Annotated in this window: 16 protein-coding genes and 1 pseudogene; 12 read left to right on the top strand and 5 right to left on the bottom strand. The window is 69.5% G+C overall.

What is annotated here, in order from left to right; genetic code table 11:
* The first annotated feature begins 185 nt into the window (after positions 1-185).
* The 7 genes and pseudogenes from ACTWQC_RS06255 to ACTWQC_RS06225 all read left to right on the top strand — a co-directional run bounded on the left by ACTWQC_RS06255 (position 186) and on the right by ACTWQC_RS06225 (position 7,600).
* Positions 186-560, top strand: a complete 375-nt coding sequence (locus ACTWQC_RS06255) for a DUF6415 family natural product biosynthesis protein (RefSeq protein WP_443314524.1) — start codon at positions 186-188, stop codon at positions 558-560.
* A gap of 164 nt (positions 561-724) precedes the next feature.
* On the top strand, positions 725-979 hold the full coding sequence (tgmA, locus tag ACTWQC_RS06250; RefSeq protein WP_443314523.1) for a putative ATP-grasp-modified RiPP: 255 nt from the start codon (positions 725-727) through the stop codon (positions 977-979).
* Positions 979-1,940, top strand: a pseudogene (gene tgmB, locus ACTWQC_RS06245) (ATP-grasp ribosomal peptide maturase). Before tgmA ends, tgmB begins: the two are co-directional and overlap by 1 nt.
* The gene (gene tgmC, locus ACTWQC_RS06240; RefSeq protein WP_443314522.1) at positions 1,937-3,169 is read left to right on the top strand and encodes an ATP-grasp peptide maturase system methyltransferase; all 1,233 of its coding nucleotides are present in this window, start codon (positions 1,937-1,939) and stop codon (positions 3,167-3,169) included. Before tgmB ends, tgmC begins: the two are co-directional and overlap by 4 nt.
* Before the next feature lie 293 nt (positions 3,170-3,462).
* Positions 3,463-3,762: a trypco2 family protein gene (locus ACTWQC_RS06235; protein WP_443314521.1), complete on the top strand. Its 300-nt coding sequence runs from the start codon at positions 3,463-3,465 to the stop codon at positions 3,760-3,762.
* Positions 3,759-6,677: a trypsin-like peptidase domain-containing protein gene (locus ACTWQC_RS06230; protein WP_443314520.1), complete on the top strand. Its 2,919-nt coding sequence runs from the start codon at positions 3,759-3,761 to the stop codon at positions 6,675-6,677. Before ACTWQC_RS06235 ends, ACTWQC_RS06230 begins: the two co-directional genes overlap by 4 nt.
* On the top strand, positions 6,674-7,600 hold the full coding sequence (locus ACTWQC_RS06225; protein ID WP_443314519.1) for a DUF6801 domain-containing protein: 927 nt from the start codon (positions 6,674-6,676) through the stop codon (positions 7,598-7,600). Before ACTWQC_RS06230 ends, ACTWQC_RS06225 begins: the two co-directional genes overlap by 4 nt.
* Positions 7,601-7,691: 91 nt before the next feature.
* On the opposite strand, the gene ACTWQC_RS06220 is transcribed toward ACTWQC_RS06225, so the two are convergent.
* The 4 genes from ACTWQC_RS06220 to ACTWQC_RS06205 all read right to left on the bottom strand — a co-directional run bounded on the left by ACTWQC_RS06220 (position 7,692) and on the right by ACTWQC_RS06205 (position 17,112).
* Positions 7,692-10,973 carry a GH92 family glycosyl hydrolase gene (locus ACTWQC_RS06220; protein ID WP_443314518.1) on the bottom strand — a complete coding sequence of 1,094 codons (3,282 nt, stop codon included), beginning with the start codon at positions 10,971-10,973 and terminating at the stop codon, positions 7,692-7,694.
* A 295-nt stretch (positions 10,974-11,268) separates the two neighbouring features.
* A complete protein-coding gene (acnA, locus tag ACTWQC_RS06215) occupies positions 11,269-13,992 on the bottom strand; it encodes an aconitate hydratase AcnA (RefSeq protein WP_443314517.1) in 2,724 nt (907 codons plus the stop codon).
* Positions 13,993-14,237: 245 nt separating this feature from the next.
* Positions 14,238-14,843, bottom strand: a complete 606-nt coding sequence (locus ACTWQC_RS06210) for a GOLPH3/VPS74 family protein (protein ID WP_443314516.1) — start codon at positions 14,841-14,843, stop codon at positions 14,238-14,240.
* A 325-nt stretch (positions 14,844-15,168) separates the two neighbouring features.
* On the bottom strand, positions 15,169-17,112 hold the full coding sequence (locus ACTWQC_RS06205) for a SpoIIE family protein phosphatase (protein WP_443314515.1): 1,944 nt from the start codon (positions 17,110-17,112) through the stop codon (positions 15,169-15,171).
* A 279-nt stretch (positions 17,113-17,391) separates the two neighbouring features.
* Here ACTWQC_RS06205 and ACTWQC_RS06200 point away from each other — a divergent pair, with 279 nt between their 5' ends.
* The 5 genes from ACTWQC_RS06200 (at position 17,392) to ACTWQC_RS06180 (ending at position 24,481) form a co-directional block, all read left to right on the top strand.
* A complete protein-coding gene (locus ACTWQC_RS06200) occupies positions 17,392-21,453 on the top strand; it encodes a HAMP domain-containing protein (protein WP_443314514.1) in 4,062 nt (1,353 codons plus the stop codon).
* Positions 21,450-22,031: a response regulator gene (locus tag ACTWQC_RS06195; RefSeq protein WP_443314513.1), complete on the top strand. Its 582-nt coding sequence runs from the start codon at positions 21,450-21,452 to the stop codon at positions 22,029-22,031. The genes ACTWQC_RS06200 and ACTWQC_RS06195 overlap by 4 nt, the downstream gene beginning before the upstream one ends.
* 111 nt (positions 22,032-22,142) lie before the next feature.
* A complete protein-coding gene (locus tag ACTWQC_RS06190) occupies positions 22,143-22,514 on the top strand; it encodes a VOC family protein (RefSeq protein ID WP_443314512.1) in 372 nt (123 codons plus the stop codon).
* A gap of 63 nt (positions 22,515-22,577) precedes the next feature.
* Positions 22,578-24,107: a helix-turn-helix domain-containing protein gene (locus ACTWQC_RS06185; RefSeq protein WP_443314511.1), complete on the top strand. Its 1,530-nt coding sequence runs from the start codon at positions 22,578-22,580 to the stop codon at positions 24,105-24,107.
* Positions 24,108-24,280: 173 nt separating this feature from the next.
* On the top strand, positions 24,281-24,481 hold the full coding sequence (locus ACTWQC_RS06180) for a type II toxin-antitoxin system VapB family antitoxin (protein ID WP_443314510.1): 201 nt from the start codon (positions 24,281-24,283) through the stop codon (positions 24,479-24,481).
* Between the two features lie 73 nt (positions 24,482-24,554).
* Here the strand turns inward: ACTWQC_RS06180 and ACTWQC_RS06175 are convergent, their stop codons facing one another.
* Positions 24,555-25,379 (bottom strand): class I SAM-dependent methyltransferase, encoded by an 825-nt coding sequence (locus ACTWQC_RS06175; RefSeq protein WP_443314509.1) that lies wholly within the window; start codon positions 25,377-25,379, stop codon positions 24,555-24,557.
* Between the last annotated feature and the right edge of the window lie 57 nt (positions 25,380-25,436).

Raw genomic sequence — 25,436 nt, 5'->3', positions numbered from 1 at the left:
GCATGTAAGTAACGGTAGAGCGTGCGGGACCTCACCGACGGTAAAGAGACCGCCAACTCGTCAGGGTACTTGCACGCACCCTGACAGCACTTCGACATACAGAGCAGCCGTGACGGCGGGTTAGCTGAAGGTACGGAAGATGTGGCGCCCATCACATGCGCCTTCCGCCCCGAGAGGATTCCCGCATGCACCCGCGCACCAATGCTGCCCCGCCGACGCCCACGGACGAGCCCGTAGATCTGTTCAAGGTTCAGCTGACGATCGACGCCGCGATGGACCTCGCGCCCCGACTGGCTGAGCCCGCAAGGCAATCACCGGGCAAGCGCGCGGACGAACTCATCACCCGGCTGACCCGCTACCTGCATCAGCTGCTCGGACCGGCCGAGGAGCGTATCCAGCGCATGAGCCCGGACACCCCTGCCCGCGCCATCGGCCTGGAAACGGTGAGGCACGCCCGCGCTCTGCTGGCCGATGAAGGTGGCGGAGATCTGGGGGCCCGCCTGACCTTGCTTGCCGGGTCCGCTCGGCTCCTGACGCACTACCAGGGCATGAGGCCGTGAACCCGGATCCCCGCTGCCTCACCGCCCCATAGCCCGCCTGACATGCGGGGCCGAGACTGCCGCCCCCCGCTGGAAGCGGGGCGGTGCATTCTGGCCGTCCCGACACCAGACGGCGAGTGCCACCGCAGGACGACTGAGACGAAGAGAGAGGAAGATAGCAGCAGGTGACTGCACCAGCCGGCGAGGGCCGACCCTGGGGTATCAGCCGGATGCGCCCGTACCCGAGCGTCCACCAGCCCGGGTACGCCACAGCCGAGGTTGACCCGGAGACCCAGCTCACGACCTTCCGTGACGCTCGGGGCGGAGTGATGGAGATGGGCAAGCACGGCACCGCCAAAGGCACCGAGACACACCCCCAGTCGACCAACCTGGACAGCCGCAACGATACCGATCACGACCAGGACAACGAGCAGGACTGATGACTGCCTCTGGACCGGTCGCCGTCGTGACGGAACCCGACGACATCACCGCTGACATAGTGATCGCCGAGCTCAACGCGCGGGCCGTGCCCGTCGTGCGGTTCGACCCTTCGGACATCGGTGAACGCCTGGCGGTCTCGGCCCGGTTCGGCACCAACCCGGCTGCCCCGGCCGGAGAGGTCCGTACGCCTTCCAGGACAGCGAGCCTGGAAGGCGTACGGGCCGTTTACTGGCGCCGCCCGACCTGGCCTCACTTCGCGCACCTGGACCCCGCGGATGCAGAGTGGGCTGCCGCGCAGGTCCGCCACGGCCTCGGCGGTATCCTCTACGCGCTGCCCGCCTGCCGCTACGTCAACCACCCCTTGCGCAACCGAGCCGCCGAGCACAAGCCCCTGCAGTTGGCCGTAGCTCAGCGCATGGGGTTTACGGTGCCGCCCACGCTGATCTCCAACCACCTGGATGACATCACCGCGTTCATCACCGAACAGGGCTCGATGATTTACAAAGCCCTGCGGTGGACCCCCTACCGCCGAGCTGATGGCGCCGGGCTCACCACGTGGACCGAGCCGGTCACCGTAGGCGAGCTGGACGCCTCCGTGACCGTCGTGCCGCACCTGTTTCAGGCGCGCGTGAACAAGGTCGCTGACCTGCGGGTTGTGGTGATCGGCGACCGCGTGTTCGCGATACGGATCGACTCCGGCCTGCTGGACTGGCGCGCCGACTACAGCGCGTTGTCGTACAAACCTGTCACCCTGCCCGAGGGAATGGACAAGGCCCTGAGCGACTATCTGAAACACTTCGGCCTCGCCTCTGGCAGCTTCGACCTGTGCATCGGCGCCGACGACCGGATCCACTGGCTGGAGCTGAACCCCAAGGCCAATGGGGATGGCTCGAAGACGAAACCGGCCTGCCCCTCGCCGCCGCCTTCGCCGACCTCCTGAAGCAGGGAGCCGCACCGTGAACCTCCCCGACACCAGCCGCCACCGCCGCGCACTCGCCGCCCGGCTCATCGCGCAGGGCCACCTGAAATCCCCGGCATGGAAGGCCGCGGTCGAAGCCGTTCCGCGTGAACTCTTCCTCTCCTCCGGGGTGTTCCTGCCCGAAGAAGCCACCGGCCTGTGGCGGCCGATCACCCCCGACGGCATGGATCCCGAGCAATGGACGGCCCTCGCCTACAGCGATCAGTCCTTGGTCACCCAGCTCGACGGCCGCCTGACCCCCGACCAGGCCGACAGCGCCGTATCCGGCTTCCCCACCTCCTCATCCACCCTTCCGGCCACCGTCGTCGGCATGCTCGAGGCCCTCGACGTCGAAGACGGCCAGAACGCAGCGGAGATCGGCACCGGCACCGGCTACTCCACCGCACTGATGTGTCACCGGCTCGGCGAGGACAGCGTCACCAGTATCGAAGTCGACCCCCGGGTCGCCGAGCGGGCCGACGCCTCACTGGAGACGGCCGGGTACTCCACCTGGACCGTGACCGGTGACGGTCTTCTCGGCAATCCCCGCCGCGCCCCCTACGACCGGATCATCGCCACCTGCGCGGTGCGCCGTATCCCCTACACCTGGATCAGGCAAACCAGGCCCGGCGGCATCATCCTGGCCACTGTCGGGCCCGGCTCCTGGTCCTACGGCACGGGGCTGGCCAAGCTCACCGTCAAGGACGACGGCACCGCCGAAGGGCGCATCATCGGCCCGTCCTCGTTCATGCCCGCCCGCTCCCAAGCCGTCGTCCCTGTGTCCGGAGATCTGGCAGCCTGCACCGCCTACGCCGACACCGAGCGCAAGGCGATCATCGAGCCGGACAGGCTGAACGAGTGGATGCCTGCGTTCCTCGCCCAGCTTGCCGCTCCCGGTCAACTCGTGCGGGCCGTCGCTGGCGGAGGCCAGGAGACGGTGTATCTGTTCGACACCAGCCGGGAGTCCTTCGCGGCCCTGACAGCAGACGCAGGCGAGTGGACCGTGCGGCAAGGCGGTCCACTCGCGATCTGGGACGCCATCGAAGGTGCCGTCGCAGCGTGGCGTGACGCGGGGGAACCGGACATCAGCGCAGTGCGCGTCGAGGTGAGTCCCCACGCGCATGTGTACTGGATCGGCGGCCAGCAGATGGCCACCCCCAATCGGTCCTACTGGATCGGCGACAATCCGGCCCTGCGATGGGAGCACAGGCACCAGCCCCTCACCACATAGACACGTCTCACTTGCCCGTCATCGAGAGCCCCGAGCGCCCACCCCGAAGGGTGCGCTCTCGACACTCGCCTGGTGCGGCGTCAGCGCCCCACGAGCCGTGGGAGCCGGGTTCTGTTGCTCTCCCTGACGTGCCCGTCAGCACACGGAGAAGGGCGGGGCGTGCGCGGTCCGTGTGCCACGTTTGCTGTCGTCCGGACCCCGATCGAGATCGGGCAACACAGCGCTCAGGCACGCCTCAGAAGCTACAGTCCTGGGTGACCGGTGACTGGTGAGCTCGGCAAAAGGGGCGTGGTGTGATCGAGTTGGCCACCGTGATCAGGGAGCTGCGGGAGGAGCTGGAGCGGGCGATCGTCGCGGCGGAGGGTGAGGCGCTGCGCTTCGAGCTGGGGTCGATCGAGTTGGAGCTGTCGGTCGCGCTGGAGCGAGCCGGGCAGGCGGGGGCGAAAGTGCGGTTCTGGGTAGTGGAGTCCGGTGCGGACGCGACGGTGAGCGCCACCTCGACCCAGCGCATCACACTGGCGCTGCAGCCGACCCTGACGGGGGCGAACAACTCGCCGTACGTCTCCGGCACCGCCGGCGCACACGAGCGATGAGTGCCGCTGTGGGCGGGGCATTCGAGCCGGATGGGCTCGACCGGTGGCGGGTGGTCCAGGTCATCACCACGCGCGGCGACCGCGCGGGGGGCCGTGGGTCGGGTTACCAGGTGGCCGGGGATGTGGTACTCACGGCCGCGCATGTGGTGTGTGACGCGACGTCGGTTCAGGTGCGTTTTCTCACCAAGGACGGCGGTACGCGGGAGTTACCCGGCGAGCCGGTCTGGGCGGACTCCGCCTCGGATATCGCACTGCTCAGGATCGCGGACGACTCGAGCACCGGCGGGCTGTCCGCTGCCCAGGTCTCGCCGGTGCGGTTCGGCCGCATCTCGCAGCCGGTGGATTGCGAAGCGCTGGGATTCCCCAGGTTCAAGCTGCGCCCTGATACCGCGTCACCGGACCGTGATGCTCCCATGTGGTACCGGGATTCTCACCACGCGCGGGGCAAGACCACACCGTTGTCGAACCTGCGCGCGGGCAGCCTGGAGATCTCCGTGGATCCTCCGGAGTATGACCCCGAGCCGGGCCGTTCCCCTTGGGAGGCGATGTCGGGGGCCGCGGTGTGGAGCGACGGGTGCGTGATCGGGGTCATCAGTGAGCATCATCGCTCCGACGGGCTCGGCAGGCTCGCGGCAAGCCAGGTGGCCCGCTGGTACACAGTCCTGACTCCAGCCCGGATCAGCGAACTGAGCTCGCTGATCGGTCTGCCGGCGCATGCTGACCAGCTCGAGCAGCTTCCTCGCCCACCGCAGCTCCCGGACGGCGCGCCGGAGTTACGAGAGGCGGCCGAGCGACTCGCCTTCAGGGTGGCAGAACAATGGCGTAAGGAGGAGCAGCGGCGGAAGGTGCACGACCCGTTCCCGCTCGCCGTGCGCTTCCGGAACGCCGACACGGGGTTCGATCACTGGGCCAGTATCCGCAATGCCCCGGCCGGGGCGGATCCAGGGCCGCTTACGCTGGCCGGCCGGCTCGACCGGATCGTGGAGGTGTACCGGTCCATCCCGTCCCGTCGGCTGGTGGTGCTCGGTGCGGCCGGGTCGGGCAAGACGGTCCTGACCCTGCGCTTCGTCCTCGACCGGCTGGACAACCGCACCCCCGGTGACCCCGTACCGGTGATCTTCAGCCTGGGTTCATGGGACCCGGCCACCATCTCGCTGCGCGACTGGATGTGCCGCCAACTGGTGCGCGACTACGGCCTCGCGGCTCCGGCCGCGCACGGAGGGAATCTGGCCGGCACCCTGGTCGACACCGGCTGGATCCTGCCTGTTCTGGACGGGTTCGACGAGATCGCCATCGGTCTGCAGGGCAAAGCGCTCGAACAGCTCAACCGCACCACCACCCCCCTGCTGCTCACCAGCCGCCGCGCGGAATACACCAAGGCCGTGGCGAAATACGACGTGCTCACCAAGGCCGCCATCGTTGAGCTGGACGACCTCACCCTGGACGACCTCGCCGTCTACCTGCCCCGCGCCAGCCGTCCGGGCAGGGATGGCGGCCTGCACAGCACCGTGTGGGAACCCGTCCTGGCCGAGCTCCGTAAACAGCCGCGCAGCCTGGGCGCAGAGAACGTCGCCACGGTGCTCACCACCCCGCTGATGGTCGCCATGGCCCGCACCAGCTACAGCGACCGCCCCGGTCGCGACCCTGCGGAACTCCTGGACACCACCCGGTTCGAAACCCCCGAAGCCCTACAGAAGCATCTCCTGGGCGAGTTCACCCCCGCTGCATACGCGCCCTTGCCGACCGACAGCGACAGCGGCAACGGCCGTCGCCGCCAGCGGCACTGGGACCCCGACCGTGCCCAACACTGGCTCGGCTACCTGGCCGCGCACCTGGACCAACTCGGCAGAGCACGCGCGGGCGTCCCCGCACGTGACCTCGCCTGGTGGCAACTGGGCACCACCATGCGCCGTTCCTCGCGCATGCTCATGATCGGGTTCCTGGCCGCACTGGCCTTCGGGGTGACGACCGGGGTCGGAAACGTGCCCATTGACTTGATCGCAACATCGCACGGGCTCAGGTTCGCGCTCGAGCGAGGGCTCGTGGTCGGTCTCCTGCACGGGCTCGTGGCCGGGCTGGTCATCGGGCTCGCGTACGGGTTCGTCTCCCTGGGTGCGGCAGAGCCGTCGCGCGTACGCATACGGGTCTTCGGCAGGGCCAGGGAGAGGCGGGCGAGATTCGTTCCCAGATTCAAGCTCGGGCTCATGTGCGGAGCTTCGATCGCGCTCGTGCTGCTGTTCCTGGACAGGATCGTGGTCGAATCGCTCGGGCTCGGGGACGGGCTCGATGGCGGGCTCGTGGGCGGGCTCGTGTTCGTGCCCGGAGTCGGGCTCGGGGCCGGGCTGGCGCTTGGGCTCATGGCTTGGCTGGAAGTTCCCATCAACATCAGATCTGGCGTCAGCTCCTCTGAGCTGTTGAGCCAGGACCGCAGGAACGTGGTCTTCTATTGGCTGGTGTGGGCACTCGTGTTCGGGGTAGGGGCCGGAATTCCCAACGGGCTCATGTTCGGGCCTGTGGAGGGGCTCTTGGCCGGGCTCGCGTTCGGGATCGAAGCCGCGTTCATGGGCGGGCTCGGATACGGGCTCAGTATGACCGCTTGGGGTCAATGGGTGGCCCTCGCGCGAATATGGCTGCCGCTGACAGGGCGGTTGCCCTGGCCACTGATCGCTTTTCTCGATGACGCGTGCGAACGAGGTGTGTTGCGCCAGGCCGGCGCGGTCTACCAATTCCGCCACGCTCGACTCCAGGATCACCTGACCCAGGTCTTCCTGGCACGCCGCGACCAGCGTCCTGTCGGCTCGCCGGCTCCCGGTCGAGGCGGTGACGAACTGGAACCGAAGTGTGACAGACCTATTACTGCGGTGCGTACAATCCTTGTTGAGAGATCCCAAACACCTGACGGGGGATCAGGATGATGACAACTGGCAAGCAAATCCAGAAGCTTGAGCGGCGTGCGTTAGCCCGTGCCGTCGTAAGCGGTCCAGCGGCTCGTAGCGCCCTTCGACTCGCGACGGCTGTAGGGGTTGCGGGCGGAATCGTAGGAGTTTTCGGAGCCGCACCCGCCGCCGCGGACCCGGTATCGCTCACGCTGCGGTACACATGCTCAACTGAGTTAATCGAGGACCTGCCTGTCACGCTGAAGATTGACGCGGATATCCCGAAGTCGGCCGAGGTCGGCAAGCGCACCCCGAAATTCGTCGTCAAAGCGCGGCTGCCGGTGCCCGCAAACGCGACGAAGGTGCTGGGCAAGGTCGGTGTGAAGACCGTTGAGGGAAGGGTGGTCGCGAAGGCCCGCGTGGCCGCACCGGAGGGCGACATCCACGTGAAACTGCCGGTCAACGTGAAGACCAAGGTCCCGGCGTCCGGGGCGTTCGACGTCAAGGCGACCGGCGCCGCGCCGGCGCTCACCTTCAAGCAGCCGGGCAGCGCCAAGATCACCGTCGGCGACCTCGTCGCGCGTCTCACCCCGAAGGACGCGAGTGGCGACGTGACTTTCCCGGGCAAGATGGACGCGAAGTGCAAGCTGAACGACGGGCAGAACAACGTCATGGCGTCGTTCCACATCGCGGGGACCAGGACGGCGACCGGCCCGGCCACTTCCGGGACGACGGGTACGACGGGTACGACCGATACGGCCACCTCCGGCACCTCCGGCACCTCGGGGGGCGATGAGACCGCGTCAGGTACCACCGCGCCCAAGCCGAACGGCTCGCTCGCCCACGCCGGAGCCGGCGCCACCCCGTGGCTGCTCGGCGGCGCCGGCGTGCTGCTGGCCGCCGGCGGAAGCGCTGTCTTCGCCGCCCGCCGAAGCCGGACGGATGACCGCGGCACCGCTTGACGCGGAATAGTGGGCCACTGCGGCAGGGCCGCACCCCTTTCGGGAGGGGTGCGGCCCTGCCGTCCCTGGCCCGCGGCGCGCCCGCCGGGCCTCAGCCCACGGCCACCGTGAAAACATGCAGGTTCTCGTTGTCCGGCAGCGTGACGCTCTTGATCGTCTTGCCGTCGGGGGCCTTGAAGGGCGCGGTCGCGAAGACATAGGCGTCGATCACGTCCTTGTCCCCGCCGCTGACATTGCGGTACGGGGTCCTGGCGACGGTCAGGTTGCCGTACTGGACCGTCCCGCTCCCGCCGCCGACCGTCCAGTCCGTGAAGGAGACGGAGGCCGTGCCAGAACTGCCGTCGGTGTACGTGACCTTGGCCTCGGCGGGCTGGTTCCCGTTGACCGCGCTGCCGACGAAGGACAGTGCGGTGGCGGGCCGGGGCAGCTCGATGGTCTGGCCGTCGGCCGAGGCGTTGTCAGGGCGGCCGGCTGGCGAGCCGGGCCAGGTGAAGTCGAGGCCGCCGACCGTGCCCTTCGCCCCCGGTGTCAGCCCGGCCTGGCCCAGCGCCTGCCGCGAATAGCTCCAGCCGCCGCCGTCGTAGTCGCCCTCGTCGTGCTCGCCCTCGTCGTCGGACGAGCCGACGTTGTTGTACGCGGCGAGGAGGCTGCCCGGCGCGGCGACCGTCACCGTGACCGGCTGGACGACGGTCGTACGGTCGCTGGTCACCGTCACCCTGGCGTCGTAGAAGCCCTGCTCCGTGCCTTCACCGGCGGTGAGGGCGATCTCCGCGGTGCCATCGGGGCCCACCGTCCCGGAGGCGGGTGAGGCCGTGAGCCCGTCCGGGGCTTCGGCCGTGAAGCGCACCTCGGGCCGGTCCCCCTCGCTGACGGGAACGGCCGCGACCTTCACGGTCATGCTGCCGCCCGGCGCGACGGTGCCCGTGGTCGGCCCGACCCCGATCTGGTACGGCTGCTCGCCGTCGCGGAAGGACGGCGGGGCGTCGGCCGGGTCCGCGCCCCAGGAGCGGTCGGGCTCGGTGCCCAGGGTGAAGTCGAGCCTGCCGCCCCGGTTGACGAAGGACTCCGGCAGCCAGGCCCGGTCGCTCGCCCGGCCGTTGATCCGCAGGGACTGCACGTACGGCGCGTCGGGCGCGGCCTGCGGGGCGCTGATGGAGATGGAGCGGGCGCCGCGGTCGATCTCGGCGCGCGGGAACAGCGGGGAGGCCAGCACCAGTTCGGAACGCGAGGGAACCTGCGGGTAGAGCCCCAGGGCGGAAAAGACGTACCAGGACGACATCTCGCCGAGGTCGTCGTTGCCGGGGATGCCCCCGGGCTGCGTGGTCCACAGCTGCCGCATCGCGGCCCGTACGGTCTCCTGCGTCTTGTACGGCTGCCCGGCGTAGGCGTACAGGTAGGGGACGTTGATGGAGGGCTCGTTGTCCAGCTCCGACTTCTCGCCGCCCGCCCCGGTGAGGGCCCAGCTGCCGTCGGCGTTGTGGAAGAAGGAGTCCAGGCGCTTCACGGCGGCGTCCCTGCCGCCCATGGCGGCGAAGAGGCCGGCCGGGTTGTGCGGGACCATCCAGGTGTACTGGGCGCTGGTGCCCTCCACGAATCCATTGCCGGTGGCCGGGGTGAAGCCGGTGACCCAGCTGCCGTCGGCCTTCCGGTTGGCGATGTAGCCGCCCGTGTCATGAGCGGCGGCGTTGAAGTTGTTCTGCCACCACTGGGCGCGCTCGGCGAAGGCCTCGGCGGTCTTCCGCTCCCCCGCGGCCTCGGCGAGCTGGGAGACGGCGAAGTCGGCTCCGGACATCTCCAGCGTCTCGGCCGCGCCGCCCCAGGCGTTGGAGACGGACGGCATGTAGTGCAGGTCGAGGTACTTGTCGAGGGAGGGGCGCTGCCCGACCGACATGATCGGTTTGCCCGCGGGGCTCAGGTCCTTCGCGGTCGGCACGGTGGCCGCCTTCACCAGGGAGTCGAGCGCGCCCTCGAGGTCGAAGTGCGTGCCGCCGAAGGCCCGGATGCCGGCGAGGGCGGCGGCGGACGGGTCGCCGTTCATGACGTGCGTGCCGCCCGCGTTGTGGATCCAGCGGTCCCAGACGCCGCCGTTCTGGCGGGCGAAGTTGAGCAGCGACTGCGCGATGTCGGAGCCCGCGCGGGGCTCGAGGAGGGTGAGCAGCTGCACCTGGGAGCGGTAGACGTCCCAGCCGGAGAAGGTGCCGTACTGCGCCTGGTGGCCCGTGCTCACGCGGTGGGTTCTGCCGTCGCTGCCGGTGTAGCGGCGGTCCGCGTCGCTGATGACGTTGGGGTGGAGGAGGGCGTGGTAGAGCGCGGTGTAGAAGGCGGTGCGGTCGGCGTCGCTGCCGCCGCCGACCCTGATGGCGGAGAGCTGCTCGCGCCAGGTGCGGTGCGCAGCCGCCCGTACGTCGCCGAAGTCGCGGCCCGGCGGATTCTCGGCAGCGAGGTTGGCCTTCGCGCCCGCCTGGCTCACGTACGAGATGCCGACCTTGACACCCACGGGTCCTGTGCCGGGGGCGAACTGCACATAGCCGCCGGAGCCTTTGCCCGCGACCGGGCGGCCGTTGGTGCCGTATCCGCCGGCGCCGCCCTCGGCGCTGGTCGTCCCGGCCCGGAGCGTGTCGTCCTGCCAGGTGCCGTGGGCGGTGAAGGGGCGGTCGAAGGTGGCGGTGAAGTGCAGGGTGTAGTAGCTGCGGCGGCCCTCGGGGTCGAGGTAGCCGCAGAAGTTTCCGCTGGTGACCGAGCCGGAGACGGTGCGGCGGTCCGGATCGATGGTGACGTCGGCGTCCGTGCTGCCGACCTCGGAGTTGGCGGTGCGGATCAGCAGGGAGGCGGGCTCGTCCTCGGGGAAGGTGAAGCGGCCGGACCCGGTGCGGGCGGTGGCGGTCAGGTCGGCGGTGACGCCGGAGGAGAGGGCGACCTTGTAGCGGCCGGGCTCGGCCGTCTCGTCGGAGTGCTTGAAGTCGGCGGCGTACACCGCGTCCTTGGTGTCCGCGGCGGGGGACGTGGTGACTTCGCCGGCGTGGGGGAAGAACGGGATGTCGCCCGCGCCGCCCGCGCACCCCGTACCGGACATGTGGGTGAGGCTGAATCCGCGGATGCGGGTGGCGTCGTAGTGGTAGCCGCCGGGGGCCGCGGTGCGGGTGGCGTCGCCGCGGGTGTTCTCGGGGCTCCAGGAGAGCATGCCGAAGGGGAGCACGGCGCCGGGGAAGGTGTTGCCGCCGTTCCGGCTGCCGATCAGCGGATCGACGTACGCGGTGGGGTCGTTGACCAGGGTCGGGGGCGAGGCCGCGGATGCCGGCGTGGCCAGCGTGGGCGCGACGAGGCCCACGGTGAGCGCCACGGCCGCCAGCGCGGCGGAGGGGCGGAGGAGCATGGCGGTCCTGCCTTGTCGGAAGGGCCGCGGTCGACGGGACGAACAAGCCGGGAGCGACCGTACCCGATGGCGCGCACCCGCCGTAAGACCGCGCGCGCCGTTCCAGGTACAGCTGTCCGGCTCAACGCCCTTGACAACATGGGCCACTTGGCGGCCTACTGAACCCGACCCTTCCACTGACAACGTTGTCGCGGTCGCCGGTCGGACAAGCCCCCCCGCGCTCCGATACGTACGCGGCGGGGCCGCACCCCCCTCCCGGAGGTGCGGCCCCGCCGGACTGCCCTGCCTGCCGCGCTTACTTGCGGATCAGCGAGCGCAGCACGTACTGCATGATGCCGCCGTTGCGGTAGTACTCCGCCTCACCCGGGGTGTCGATCCGCACCACGGCGTCGAACTCGACGCGGCTGTCGGTCGTCACCCTGACGGTCCGCGGAATGGAGCCGTCGTTCAGCGCGGTCACGCCGGAGATGGAGAACGCCTCCTCGCCGGTCAGGCCGAGCGACTCCGCCGACTGCCCCTCCGGGAACTGGAGCGGCAGAACGCCCATGCCGATGAGATTCGAGCGGTGGATGCGCTCGTACGACTCGGCGATGACGGCCTTGACGCCGAGCAGGGCGGTGCCCTTGGCGGCCCAGTCGCGGGACGAGCCGGAGCCGTACTCCTTGCCCGCGAGGACGACCAGCGGGATGCCCTGCTCGATGTAGTTGCGCGAGGCGTCGTAGATGAAGGAGACCGGGCCGCCCTCCTGCGTGAAGTCACGCGTGAAGCCGCCCTCGGTGCCCGGCGCGATCTGGTTGCGCAGCCGGATGTTGGCGAAGGTGCCGCGGATCATGACCTCGTGGTTGCCGCGCCGGGAACCGTACGAGTTGAAGTCGCGGCGCTCGACGCCGTGCTCGGTGAGGTACGTGCCGGCCGGGGTGTCGGCCTTGATCGCACCGGCCGGGGAGATGTGGTCGGTGGTGACCGAGTCGCCGAGCTTGGCGAGGACCCGGGCGCCCGCGATGTCCTCCACCGCGGCCGGGTCCATCGTCATGCCCTCGAAGTACGGGGGCTTGCGGACGTAGGTGGACTCGGCGTCCCACTCGAAGGTGTTGCCGGTCGGGATCGGCAGCGACTGCCACTGCGCGTCGCCCGCGAAGACGTCGGCGTAGCTGGTGCCGAACATCTCCTGGCCGATCGCGGAGGCGACGACCTGCTCGACCTCCTGCTCGGAGGGCCAGATGTCCTTGAGGAAGACCGGGTGGCCCTCGGTGTCGGTGCCCAGCGCCTCGGTGGTGATGTCGGTCTTCATCGAGCCGGCGATGGCGTACGCGACGACCAGCGGCGGGGACGCCAGGTAGTTCATCTTGACGTCCGGGTTGATCCGGCCCTCGAAGTTGCGGTTGCCGGAGAGCACGGAGACGACGGCGAGGTCGTTGTCGTTGACGGCCTTGGACACCTCGTCCGGCAGCGGTCCCGAGTTGCCGATGCAGGTGGTGCAGCCGTAGCCGACAAGGTTGAAGCCCAGCTTGTCGAGGTATGGGGTGAGGCCGGCCCGGTCGTAGTAGTCCATGACGACCTTGGAGCCGGGGGCCAGGGTGGTCTTGACCCACGGCTTGCGGGTGAGGCCCTTCTCCACCGCCTTCTTGGCCAGCAGCGCGGCGGCGACCATGACGTACGGGTTGGAGGTGTTGGTGCAGGAGGTGATCGCGGCGACGGCGACGGCGCCGTGGTCGATCTCGTACTCGGTGCCGTCGGGGGCGGTGACCTTGACCTTCTTGGCCGGGGCACCGTTGCTCACCGCGGGCGCGTCGGAGGCCGGGAAGGACTCCTTGCTCGCCTCGTCGGGGTCCTCGGCGTCGGCGACGTAGTTGCGGACGTCCTCGAGGAACTGGTGCTTGGCGTCGGCGAGGACGATGCGGTCCTGCGGGCGCTTCGGACCGGCGATCGACGGGACGACCGTGGAGAGGTCCAGCTCCAGCTTCTCGGAGAAGTCCGGCTCAGCGGCCGGGTCCAGCCACAGGCCCTGCTCCTTGGCGTACGCCTCGACGAGCGCGAGCTGCTGCTCGGAGCGGCCGGTGAGCTTGAGGTAGTTGATGGTCTCGCCGTCGATCGGGAAGATCGCGGCGGTGGAACCGAACTCCGGCGACATGTTGCCGATGGTGGCGCGGTTGGCCAGCGGCACGGACGCGACGCCCTCGCCGTAGAACTCGACGAACTTGCCGACGACGCCGTGCTTGCGCAGGATCTCGGTGATCGTGAGGACCAGGTCGGTGGCGGTGGTGCCGGTGGGCAGCTGGCCGGTCAGCTTGAAGCCGACGACGCGCGGGATGAGCATCGAGACCGGCTGGCCGAGCATCGCGGCCTCGGCCTCGATGCCGCCGACGCCCCAGCCGAGGACGCCGAGGCCGTTGACCATGGTGGTGTGCGAGTCGGTGCCGACAAGGGTGTCGGGGTACGCCTGGCCGTTCCGGACCATGACCGTACGGGCCAGGTGCTCGATGTTGACCTGGTGGACGATGCCGGTGCCGGGCGGGACGACCTTGAACTCGTCGAAGGCGGTCTGGCCCCAGCGCAGGAACTGGTAGCGCTCCTTGTTACGGCCGTACTCCAGCTCCACGTTCTGGAGGAAGGCGTCCGGGGTGCCGAAGCGGTCGGCGATGACGGAGTGGTCGATGACCAGCTCGGCCGGGGCCAGCGGGTTGATCTTCGCCGGGTCGCCGCCGAGCTCCTTGACGGCCTCGCGCATGGTGGCGAGGTCCACGACGCAGGGCACGCCGGTGAAGTCCTGCATGATCACGCGGGCCGGCGTGAACTGGATCTCCTGGCTGGGCTGGGCGCTCGCGTCCCAGTTGCCCAGCGCCCGGATGTGGTCGGCGGTGATGTTCGCGCCGTCCTCGGTGCGGAGCAGGTTCTCCAGCAGCACCTTCAGGCTGTACGGCAGGCGGGCGGAGCCCTCGACCTTGTCCAGCCGGAAGATCTCGTACGACTCGTCACCCACGCGCAGCGTGGCGCGGGCGTCGAAGCTGTTCGCCGACACGACAGTCTCCTTCATCAATGTGCGCGTTACTCACGCGATCCTGCCGCCACGGCTTGTGGCCGGTTCGCTAAGGTAAGACTTAGTTAGGTAACCCTTACCGGCGGCGGCAGCGGTGCGCCTCTCGGGCAGATATCTCGATGTCGAGATAACTCTAGTACATCACCGCTGCTCGGTCATGTCCCGCCCGCGCCCGTTCCGTGTTCAGCGCGACGGGGCAAAGGGGACGCGTGTCGGGCAGACTGACGTCATTCGCCTCGCCAAATGTTGTTGAAGGCCGCCTCGTCGAGCGCTCGCCGTTGCCGTTCGGCCTCCAGTTCCCTCAGTGCGTCATGGACGGCGGCGAGCACGGTCGCCACCGCGTCGTCGGCCACGGCCGGGGGGTCTCCAGCCCGCTCGTCGCGGAGTCCGACGGCCGCCGCAAGGGTGGCGAGGATGGGCTCATCCGATGTCCAGCGGTCCACCGCCAGACGGCGAGCAGGAGTATCGGCCAGCACCATCCGGCTGGTCCCGAAGAGCATCCAGCGGCGGCGTTGCCGGGTGAGCTGCCCTTCCGCCTCAAAGGCGGCCACATAGGCCGCGGACAGGCCGCGGCCTCGGCGCCACAGCCAGTCGTCGACCGACTCGTACGGCGCTTGCCGGAGGAGCGACGACGCGGCCTCATCCAACAGGCGATCGTCCAGTGCGCGCCGGTCGCCCGGCACGATGTGATCGCCGTCCAGTCTGACGGCCTGGGCATTCAGAAGGTCGATCACCTCGGCTCCCGCCAAGGCGAGTGACAGATCGCCTCGCTCCGGAGGGCGACTGGAAGCCATGTCCATGGCGACGATCAACAGGTCTCGTGGTGTGGTCATGATGGTGTTGACTCTCGCTCCGCTATCCGGTTCCGACCCATCTCGGCGGCCGCCGGGTCCAAGTTGAGCTGGGACGCTGCCGGCACCGGTTGAGAAACGTACGACGCCCTCTTGAGAAACCCCAGCACATCGGGATGAGAGTCAGCACATGGGCCCGGGCGGAGCCGGTGGCTGCCGCCGCAAGTCCCGCGACTGGCAAGGTCCCCGGCGCAGCCGCCCGACCTGGGAGCTCACCACCGGACGACCCGACCAGCGCGGTCACCGCCGCACAGCCCGACCGGCACGGTCACCACCGGACAATCCGGCCGGCGCCCGAGCGGCGAGGTCACCGCGGAGTGGCCCGACCGGCGAGGTCACCGGCATGGAGAACCAGCAGCGCCAGGTCGTCGTCCGGCGGCGTCTCGCCGAATTCGTGCACCGCGCGCCTGATCCGCTCCGCGACCCCCGCCGCTCCCAGCCCCACACAGCCGGCCAGCGCCGCCGCCAGCCCGCCGCCGTCGTCGAACTGCCGCTGCCCCGAGCGGCGCTCGGTCACCCCGTCCGTCACGGACAGCAGGGTGTCGCCGGGGCGCAGGTGGAAGGTCTGGGACTCGTACGCCGTGTCCTCCTGCACGCCCAGCAGCAGCTGGGGCGTCGCCGCGGGCCGCACCTCGCCGTCGGGCAGCAGCAGCAGCGGCAGCGGATGACCGGCGCTGGCCAGGGTGCACCGCATGCCGGGACCGTCGCCCGCCGCCACCAGCTCCCCGTACACCAGTGAGAGAAAGCGCACCTGGGGAGCCTCCCACGGCACGGAGCCCGCGTCGGCGGTCGCCGGTGGCGCGGCGGCCTCCGCCGCCTGCGTGGCGTCGTCCATGAGCATGCGGTTGAGCCGGTCGAGCACTCCTCCGACGCTGTATCCCTCGTGCGCCAGCAGCTTCAGCCAGGGCCGGACGAGACCGGTCACGACGGCCGCCTCCGACCCGTTCCCGCACACGTCTCCCAGGGCGAAGCACCACCGGCCCTCGCCGGCCTGGAAGATGTCGTAGAAGTCGCCGCCCGCCCACGCGCCCTCGCCGGCCGGCTCGTACACCACGTGGGTGGTCACGCCCGGGATGGGGGCGATTCCGCGGGGCCGCAGTCCCTTCTGCAGGACCAGGCTCGTCGTGGCCTCGCGGGTGTACTGGCGCGCCGAGAGGATCGCCAGCGCGACGCGGCGCGCGAAGTCCTCGATCAGCGCGCCCACTTCGTCGGGGATGCGCGCCGGGCTTTCCCGGCCGAGCAGCAGGGTGCCGACGCTGCGGGCGCCCGCGAAGAGCCGGCAGGCGAGCGCAGAGCCGCCGTCCTCCTCCCACGGCTGCAGACCGTACGCGCTCCCCGGCGTCTCCGGCTCGGTCGCCGGCCACGGCCAGGGCACCGGCCAGCCGCGCACCGCTTCCCCGAGCACCGGAGGATTCTTCTCCAACGCCGCCCTGAACGCTTCGATACGACTCTCCTGGGCATGCCAGACCCGGGCGAGCCGCGGCGCGGAGCCCGGTGCGCGCCCGGCCTCGTCGTCCAGCCAGACCGCGCACCAGTCGGCCAGCCGCGGCACGAGCAACTGCCCGGCCAGCGCCGCCACCATGTCCTCGTCGAACTGCCCCGCCAGCAGGTCGGACGCCTCCGCGAGGAAGGACAGGGCGCCACGAGTGTCCCAGTCGGAGCCCTGCTCCCAGTCCGGGCGCCGCCCCCAGTCGCCAGCCTGCCGCCCCCAGTCGCCGCCCTGCGCCCGGGCCGTGACCGGCCGCCGGTTACCGGGGTCCGCGGCCGGCAGCGCCATCGCCCCGCCGAACACCGAGTCCCAGCCGGGCCGTCGACCGTCCGCGCCGTCGGGCTCCGTGTCCGTCAGCCGGAACCACACGGTCTTCAGGCCTCTCCGGTAGCTCACTCCCCAGGACTCGGCGAGCGCGCCCACCAGCTGGAGCCCCCGGCCGTACTCCCCTGCCGGAGGCGGCTGGCTCCCCACCGGCCGTGCCGCGTGGCGGTCGGAGACCTCCACCACCAGCCCGGCCGCCCCACCGTCTTCCTCCCCTGCCGCCACCAGGCGGCAGACCAGCTCCACGTCCGTGCCCGCATGCACCACCGCGTTGGTGACCATCTCGCTGACGAGCAGTGCCGCGTCCTCCGCCAGCCGGTCGGTGATGACCTCGGAGGAGGGCAGCCGGAGCTCCGCCCAGTCGGCGAGCGCGACGCGTACGAAACGGCGGGCGGTGGCGGGCGCGAGAGGATTCCCGGGCAGGTTGGTGCGTACCATCGGCCGCGTCCCACGGACGATGGCGGCCCCGGAACAGGTTTCGCGCAGTTTCGGAATCGACCCCACAGTGCGGCTCCTGACCATTTCGAGCAAACGCGCCGCTGACTACTCCGACAGAGTGACAGACTGAGCCTGCCCATGAGCACCAAGTCACCGAAGTGGGCTGCGATGAGCTCTGCAATTGGTACATCACACGACATTTCTGGTACGGCAGCCGCGGCACCGCCGCCCGGCGGGGGGTGGATTCGCGCCGACGCGCTGCGCCCGCTCCTGGCGGCGATGACCGCCTTACGGGACGGCGACTTCCGTGTCCGGCTGCCGGGCGCGTACGAGACCCCGTCCCCCGCCGACGCGGTGCCCCAGGGCGTCGCGGCCGACCTCGCCGCCGTCTTCAACCAGATCGCCGACCGCAACAAGCACTTCGCGGACGAACTGGTACGGGTGCGCCGGGAGATCGTGCGCCACGGAAGGCTCGACGAGCGGCTCTCGGCGAGCCCCGGCCAGGGCACGTGGACGGCGAGCGTGGGAGCCGCCAACTCCCTTGTCGACGCCCTCGTCGCCCCGGCCGCGAACGCCACCCGTGTCCTGGACGCGGTGGCCGGCGGCGATCTCACCCAGCGGGTGGATCTCCACGACGGCAACCGGCCGCTCCGCGGCGACCTGCGCCGCCTGGGGCGGGCGGTCAACACCATGGTCGACCAGCTGTCGCTGTTCACCGGCGAGGTGACGCGGGTGGCCCGCGAGGTCGGCACGGAGGGGCGGCTCGGCGGCCGGGCCAAGGTGCAGGGACTCTCGGGCAGTTGGCGGGACGTGACGGAGGCCGTCAACACCATGGCCGCCCGGCTGACGGCCCAGGTGCGGGACATCGCGGTGGTGACGACGGCGGTGGCCCGCGGCGACCTGACCCGTTCGGTCACCGTCGAGGCCACCGGCGAGCTGCTGGAGCTGAAGCTCACCGTCAACACGATGGTGGACCAGCTCTCCGCCTTCGCCGACGAAGTCACCCGCGTCGCCCGCGAAGTCGGCACCGAGGGCAACCTCGGCGGCCAGGCCCAGGTCCGCGGCGTCTCCGGCGTCTGGAAGGACCTCACCGACAACGTCAACTTCATGGCGTCCAACCTGACCTACCAGGTCCGCAACATCGCCCAGGTCACCACGGCCGTCGCCAACGGCGATCTCTCCCAGAAGATCACCGTGAACGCTCAGGGCGAGATCCTCCAGCTGAAGTCGACGATCAACACCATGGTGGATCAGCTGTCCGCGTTCGCCGATGAGGTCAACCGCGTGGCCTGGGAGGTGGGCACGGACGGCAGGCTCGGCGGCCGGGCGCAGGTCCGTGGCGTCTCCGGCGTCTGGAAGGACCTCACCGACAACGTCAACTTCATGGCCGACAACCTCACCACCCAGGTCCGTAACATCGCCCAGGTGGCCACGGCGGTCGCCCAGGGCGACCTGGGCAAGACCATCACCGTCGAGGCCAAGGGGGAGATCCTGGAACTGAAGTCGACGATCAACACCATGGTCAGCCAGCTCTCGGCCTTCGCCGACGAAGTCACCCGCGTCGCCCGCGAAGTCGGCACCGAGGGCAACCTCGGCGGCCAGGCCCAGGTCCGCGGCGTCTCCGGCGTCTGGAAGGACCTCACCGACAACGTCAACTTCATGGCGTCCAACCTGACCTACCAGGTCCGCAACATCGCCCAGGTCACCACGGCCGTCGCCAACGGCGATCTCTCCCAGAAGATCACCGTGAACGCTCAGGGCGAGATCCTCCAGCTGAAGTCGACGATCAACACCATGGTGGATCAGCTGTCCGCGTTCGCCGATGAGGTCAACCGCGTGGCCTGGGAGGTGGGCACGGACGGCAGGCTCGGCGGCCGGGCGCAGGTCCGTGGCGTCTCCGGCGTCTGGAAGGACCTCACCGACAACGTCAACTTCATGGCCGACAACCTCACCTCCCAGGTCCGCAACATCGCCCAGGTGGCGACGGCCGTGGCCCAGGGCGACCTGTCGAAGAAGATCGACGTGGACGCGCGCGGTGAGATCCTGGAGCTCAAGACCACCATCAACACCATGGTGGACACGCTCTCCTCCTTCTCCAGCGAGGTCACCCGGGTCGCCCGCGAAGTCGGCAGCGAGGGCCAACTCGGCGGTCAGGCCCGGGTCGAGGGCGTCTTCGGCACCTGGAAGCGCCTGACGACGAACGTCAACGAGCTGGCCCTCAACCTCACCACCCAGGTCCGGGCCATCGCCGAGGTCGCCTCCGCCGTGGCCCAGGGCGACATGTCCCGCTCCATCACCGTGGAGACCCGGGGTGAGGTCGCCGAGCTGAAGAACAACATCAACCTGATGGTCTCCAACCTCCGCGAGACGACCCGCGCGAAGGACTGGCTGGAGTCCAACCTCGCCCGCCTCGCCGGACTGATGCAGGGCCACCGGGACCTGATGGAGGTCGCCGACCTGATCCTGCGTGAGCTGACCCCTCTGGTGAACGCCCAGTACGGCGCGTTCTTCCTGGCCACGACCGACGGCGACGGCGGGCCGCCGAGCGCCGACGGCAGGCTCACCTCGCAGCGCGGTCTCGCCTTCATCGCGGGCTACGGCTCCGCGCAGGGGGCGACGGTCGACACTCCCGGTATGCCGGGCCACGGCCTCGTACAGCAGGCGGCGCTGGAGAAGAAGCGCATCCTCATGGAGGAGGCCCCGCCCGACTACATCAAGATCAATTCAGGGTTGGGGGAGGCGGCCCCGGCGAGCGTGGTCATCATCCCGATCCTCTTCGAGGACAAGCTGCTCGGCGTGATCGAGCTGGCCTCGTTCTCCCGCTTCTCCGATGTGCACCTGGCCTTCTTCGACCAGTTCGTCAACACCATCGGCGTCGCGATGAACACCATCATCGCCAACTCCCGGACCGAGTCGCTGCTCAGCCAGTCCCAGCGGCTGGCGATGCAGCTCCAGGAGCGCTCGGACGAACTCCAGCGCCAGCAGGCCAAGTTGCAGCGCTCCAACGCGGAGCTGGAGGAGAAGGCGGCGCTGCTGGCCACCTCCTCGCAGTACAAGTCGGAGTTCCTGGCGAACATGTCGCACGAGCTGCGCACCCCGCTGAACTCCCTGCTCATTCTGGCCCGGCTGCTGTCCGACAACCCCGACGGCCATCTGTCCGAGCAGGAGGTGCAGTTCGCCACCACCATCCACCGTTCGGGCTCCGACCTGCTCCAGCTGATCAACGACATCCTCGACCTGTCGAAGATCGAGGCCGGCCGGATGGACGTACGCGCCAAGAAGCTGCCGCTGATCAAGCTCCTCGACTACGTCCACGCCACCTTCCGCCCCATCACCCTCGACCGCGGTCTGGCCTTCGAGGTGGCGGTCGGCGAGGACGTGCCGCGCGAGATGCACTCCGACGAGCAGCGGATCCAGCAGATTCTGCGCAATCTGCTGTCCAACGCCATCAAGTTCACCTCGGCGGGCCGGGTCGAGCTGAGAGTGGAGCGGGTCAAGGACCCGCAAGGCCATCACTTCGAGGGCGTGGAGGACCTGATCGCCTTCTCCGTCAAGGACACCGGCATCGGAATAGCTCCCGACAAGCTGCCGGTGATCTTCGAGGCGTTCCAGCAGGCGGACGGCACGACCAACCGGAAGTACGGCGGGACGGGCCTGGGCCTGTCGATCAGCAGGGAGATCGCCGGACTCCTCGGCGGGAGGATCACCGCCGAGAGCGAGCCGGGCAAGGGCAGCACCTTCACCTTCACCGTCCCGGCGATCTACCCCGACATCGCCGGCGTGGAACCGGAGGCATCGGCGGAGCCCGGAAGGGAGGCCGGGCCGGCGCACCAGCCGGCCCCGGCGGATGTGGCCGCCTTCCCGGACCAGAGCGACCACTGGCCCACCCCGACCCGGCTGGAGCAGTGGAAGTCCGGCCGAGCGGGACACGTACTGCCCGGCAGCCGCGTGCTGATCGTGGACGACGACATCCGCAATGTCTTCGCGCTCACCCATGTACTGGGCCGCGTGGGAATGTCGGTGCTATACGCGGAGAACGGCCGCGAGGGCATCGAATCGCTCGAGCGGCACCCCGACGTCTCCATGGTCCTGATGGACATCATGATGCCCGAGATGGACGGATACCAGACCATGGAGGCGATCCGCCGCACCCCGCGCTACGCCGACCTCCCCATCATCGCCCTCACCGCGAAGGCGATGCCGGGCGACCGCGAGAAGTCCATCGCCTGCGGCGCCAACGCGTATGTGCCCAAGCCGGTCGACGTCGACCGGCTGATCGGGCTCATCTGCGACCTGCTCGACCCCGACCGTGACGACGAATCCCCGAAGGCGACACCATGAACAGCGGCTTCGCCGCCGACCGCGCCGGCATCCTGATCGTCGACGATATGGAGGACAACCTGGTCGCCCTGGAAGCCGTGCTGGGCTCCCTGGGCGAACCTCTCGTACGGGCCCGCTCCGGGGAGGACGCGATGAAGGCGCTGCTGCGCCAGGAGTTCGCGGTCGTGCTCCTCGACGTGCTGATGCCGGGCATGGACGGCTTCGAGACCGCAGCGAACATCAAGCGGCTCGACCAGACCAAGGACGTGCCGATCATCTTTCTGACCGGCACGGACACCGACCGGGGATACGCATTCCGCGGCTATGCCACGGGCGCGGCGGACTTCCTCACCAAACCGTTCGACCCGTGGGTGCTGCGGGCCAAGGTCAGCGTCTTCCTCGAACTGCACCGCAAAAACCGCCAGTTGCAGCGGCTGCTGACCCGCGACCAGAAACGGCTGGACGAGCTGGGCGCGCGGCTGGAGGCGATCGAGACCCAACTGGCCGGGGCCGACGCGCCCGAGTCCGCCCGGCTGCGGGACAGCGCGGCCGAGGTGGGCCACTCTCTGCGGGAACTGCGGAGCGGACGGGGACAGTGACCCCGCCCGTACGGGACGTGCGCTGCCGCATCCGGCCCCCTTCCGTTTGCGCTGCCGGTCCCCGGCGGGTTCGTTCGTGGTGAGAGGGAGAACCGGAGAAGGGACACGGCCATGTTCGGGAACACCAAGGCGTTCAGCGGCTTCGCGGTGAACGACATGCGGAAGGCGAAGGAGTTCTACGGCGAGACGCTGGGCCTGCGGACGTCCGAGGAGTACGGCCTGATGACGCTGCACATCGCCGGCGGCACGGAGATCCTGGTCTACCCCAAGGAGGACCACACCCCGGCCTCGTTCACCATCCTCAACTTCCCCGTGGACGACGTCGACCAGGCCGTCGACGAGCTGGGCCGGCGCGGAGTGACCTTCGAGCGGTACGAGGGCTTCGAGCAGGACGAAAAGGGGGTCTTCCGCCAGGAGGGCCCGTACATCGCGTGGTTCAGGGATCCGGCGGGCAACGTCCTGTCGGTGCTCCAGGAGCGGTGACGACACCCATCCGGACCTGATCGCAACAGGCGCCAATCTCATATCTGAGATAACATTCGCCTCATGGGAGACGACTACCTCGTACGCATCGGCAAGCTCATCCGCGACGCCCGCCAGCACAGGGGCTGGACACAGACGCAGCTCGCCGAGGCGCTCGGCACCAGCCAGAGCGCCGTCAACCGTATCGAGCGCGGCAATCAGAACATCAGCCTTGAGATGATCGCCCGCATCGGTGAAGCGCTCGACAGCGAGATCGTCTCCCTCGGCTACGCGGGCCCCATGCACCTGCGCGTGGTCGGCGGGCGCCGGCTGTCCGGCCGTATCGACGTGAAGACCAGCAAGAACGCGTGCGTGGCGCTGCTGTGCGCGGCGCTGCTCAACTCGGGGCGCACCACGCTCAGGCGGGTCGCGCGGATCGAGGAGGTCTACCGGATCCTCGAGGTGCTGGGCAGCATCGGCGTACGGACCCGGTGGCTCAACGACGCCGGTGACCTGGAGATCGTCCCTCCCGCCCGGCTCGACCTGGACGCGATGAACACGGACGCGGCGCGCCGGACCCGCAGCGTCATCATGTTCCTCGGCCCGCTGCTGCACCGGATGGACCACTTCCGGATTCCCTACGCGGGCGGCTGCGACCTCGGGACGCGCACCGTACAGCCCCATATGACGGCGCTCCGGCACTTCGGCCTGGAAGTCACGGCCACCGAGGGCACGTACCACGCGCAGGTCGACCGCTCCGTCTCGCCCGGCCGCCCGATCGTGCTGACCGAGCGCGGCGACACGGTGACCGAGAACGCGCTGCTGGCCGCCGCCCGGCACGACGGCGTCACGGTCATCCGCAACGCCAGCTCCAACTACATGGTCCAGGACCTGTGCTTCTTCCTGGAGCAGCTGGGCGTCAGCGTCGAGGGCGTCGGCACGACGACGCTGACCGTGCACGGCGTAGCGCAGATCGACCGCGACGTGGACTACGCGCCCTCCGAGGACCCGGTGGAGGCCATGAGCCTGCTCGCCGCCGCCGTCGTCACGGAGTCGGAGCTGACGATCCGGCGGGTGCCGGTGGAGTTCATGGAGATCGAGCTGGCCGTCCTGGAGGAGATGGGCCTCGACACCGAGCGCAGCCCCGAGTATCCGGCGGACAACGGCCGTACGCGACTGATCGACCTGACCGTACGGCCGTCCAAGCTGCGCGGACCGATCGACAAGATCCACCCGATGCCGTTCCCCGGGCTCAACATCGACAACGTGCCGTTCTTCGCGGCCATCGCCGCCACGGCCCAGGGCTCGACGCTGATCCACGACTGGGTCTACGACAACCGCGCGATCTACCTGACCGATCTCAACCGGCTGGGCGCGGACGTCAAACTCCTCGACCCGCACCGGCTGCTGGTCGAGGGCCCTACGCGCTGGCGCGCCGCCGAGATGATGTGCCCGCCCGCGCTGCGGCCCGCGGTGGTCGTGCTGCTGGCGATGATGGCCGCGGAGGGCACGTCCGTGCTGCGCAACGTGTATGTGATCAACCGGGGTTACGAGGACCTGGCGGAGCGGCTGAACTCGGTCGGCGCGCAGATCGAGATCTTCCGGGACATCTGAACGCCTCCGTTCTCCTTGCAGTAGCGGACGCATGTGCCTGCCGCAGGCGAACTCCCAGCGCCCTCCGCCCTGTTGTTGTCCGGTGTCATTGCACCGCAGCGAGGACGAGTCGTCGCTATGAGTGCGATGCTGTGTGGCTGTTAGAGTCCGTGTCCGACCAAGGGGGGGCGCTCGTGGCCAAGGTCAACATCAGTCTCGATGCCGAACTGGTGGTGGAAGTGATGGTCCTGGCCGGGGTCGGCTCGCCCCAGGACGCCGTCGAAGCGGTCATGCGTGACTACATCGCCCGGGGGCACCGCACCGAGGCACGCACCGAGCTCAAAGACCAGAGCCTGCGCGAGGTCGAGGTCAAACCGCAGGAGCCTCAAGGCTGATGACTGCATCGGCGCCCGCGGGCCGCCTAGTCACGTACTGATCGTGTGTGTGCCGACGCGCCGTGAAGCCGGGTCAGGCTGCATCGGTTCGCGCCGCAGTGACCGCCACCGCGGTGTACCGCATCGTGAAGCTGCCCCCCATCGCGTCGATCGCTGCCCCGACGCCCGCCAGCAGCTCTTCCATCTCGGCCGGCGGCAACTGGCCGACATCGCCACCGGTAGGCAGCTGGTCCAGCCACTCCTCCCGGGTGTAGGCCCTCTCCCAGTCGAACCGCCACTGCTCCGGGTCGCCGAACGCGCCCACCTGTCGTATCCCGTCGGCCGCCCTGGTGAACAGCACCGAGTACCCGTCGAGGGCAGGCATCGCCCAGGGATTGCGCGGCACGTTGGGCATGACCCGGCGGTAGACCCCGGAGAAGGCGTCCGACACCTCGGGCGAAGGCTGGAACACATTCCAGAACACGGCCAGCCGGCCACCGGGCCGTAGCACCTGCGCAGCCTTGGCCGCACCGGCGAACGGGTCAATCCAGTGCCAGGTCTGCCCGGCGAGGACCGCATCGAATGCCCGGTCGGCGGGGTCCCAGGCTTCGAACGCCGCCACCTCGACCTCAAGCCCGCTTCGGCGCGCGAACTCGGCCATCCGCGCGTCGACGTCGACGCCCAGCACCCTGCAGCCGGCCGCTTGGAACTGCCGGGCTGCTATGCCGGTACCGCAGCCGACGTCGAGAACGTCGGGCCCGGGGCCGGCGGCGACGATCGCGTCCACCATCGCGTCGGGGTAGCGGGGCCGGGCTCGGTCGTAGCGTTCGGGGTCCGAGCCGAACGACTCCGCCATCTGTCGGGCTCGGTGGGGCTCGTGTTCGGAACGAGGCGCTCGCTCCGGCGGTAAGGTGGGCATGTGCCCACTATGGTGGGCGCATGCCCACTCGTCAACGGGCGGGCCGGCCGAGGAAGG

It is taken from the genome of Streptomyces sp. 8N616, from assembly GCF_052246385.1.
Classification (GTDB): Bacteria; Actinomycetota; Actinomycetes; order Streptomycetales; family Streptomycetaceae; genus Streptomyces.
This window is presented reverse-complemented; position numbering and strand designations above follow the sequence as displayed.

What these genes read in the sequence shown, in the direction of transcription:
- ACTWQC_RS06255 (WP_443314524.1), top strand. Translation starts at nt 186, where the DNA reads ATGCACCCGCGCACCAATGCTGCCCCGCCGACGCCCACGGACGAGCCC.
- ACTWQC_RS06230 (WP_443314520.1), top strand. Translation starts at nt 3,759, where the DNA reads ATGAGTGCCGCTGTGGGCGGGGCATTCGAGCCGGATGGGCTCGACCGG.
- ACTWQC_RS06225 (WP_443314519.1), top strand. Translation starts at nt 6,674, where the DNA reads ATGATGACAACTGGCAAGCAAATCCAGAAGCTTGAGCGGCGTGCGTTA.
- ACTWQC_RS06220 (WP_443314518.1), bottom strand. Translation starts at nt 10,973, where the DNA reads ATGCTCCTCCGCCCCTCCGCCGCGCTGGCGGCCGTGGCGCTCACCGTG.
- ACTWQC_RS06210 (WP_443314516.1), bottom strand. Translation starts at nt 14,843, where the DNA reads ATGACCACACCACGAGACCTGTTGATCGTCGCCATGGACATGGCTTCC.
- ACTWQC_RS06205 (WP_443314515.1), bottom strand. Translation starts at nt 17,112, where the DNA reads ATGGTACGCACCAACCTGCCCGGGAATCCTCTCGCGCCCGCCACCGCC.
- ACTWQC_RS06200 (WP_443314514.1), top strand. Translation starts at nt 17,392, where the DNA reads ATGACCGCCTTACGGGACGGCGACTTCCGTGTCCGGCTGCCGGGCGCG.
- ACTWQC_RS06195 (WP_443314513.1), top strand. Translation starts at nt 21,450, where the DNA reads ATGAACAGCGGCTTCGCCGCCGACCGCGCCGGCATCCTGATCGTCGAC.
- ACTWQC_RS06190 (WP_443314512.1), top strand. Translation starts at nt 22,143, where the DNA reads ATGTTCGGGAACACCAAGGCGTTCAGCGGCTTCGCGGTGAACGACATG.
- ACTWQC_RS06185 (WP_443314511.1), top strand. Translation starts at nt 22,578, where the DNA reads ATGGGAGACGACTACCTCGTACGCATCGGCAAGCTCATCCGCGACGCC.
- ACTWQC_RS06175 (WP_443314509.1), bottom strand. Translation starts at nt 25,379, where the DNA reads ATGCCCACCTTACCGCCGGAGCGAGCGCCTCGTTCCGAACACGAGCCC.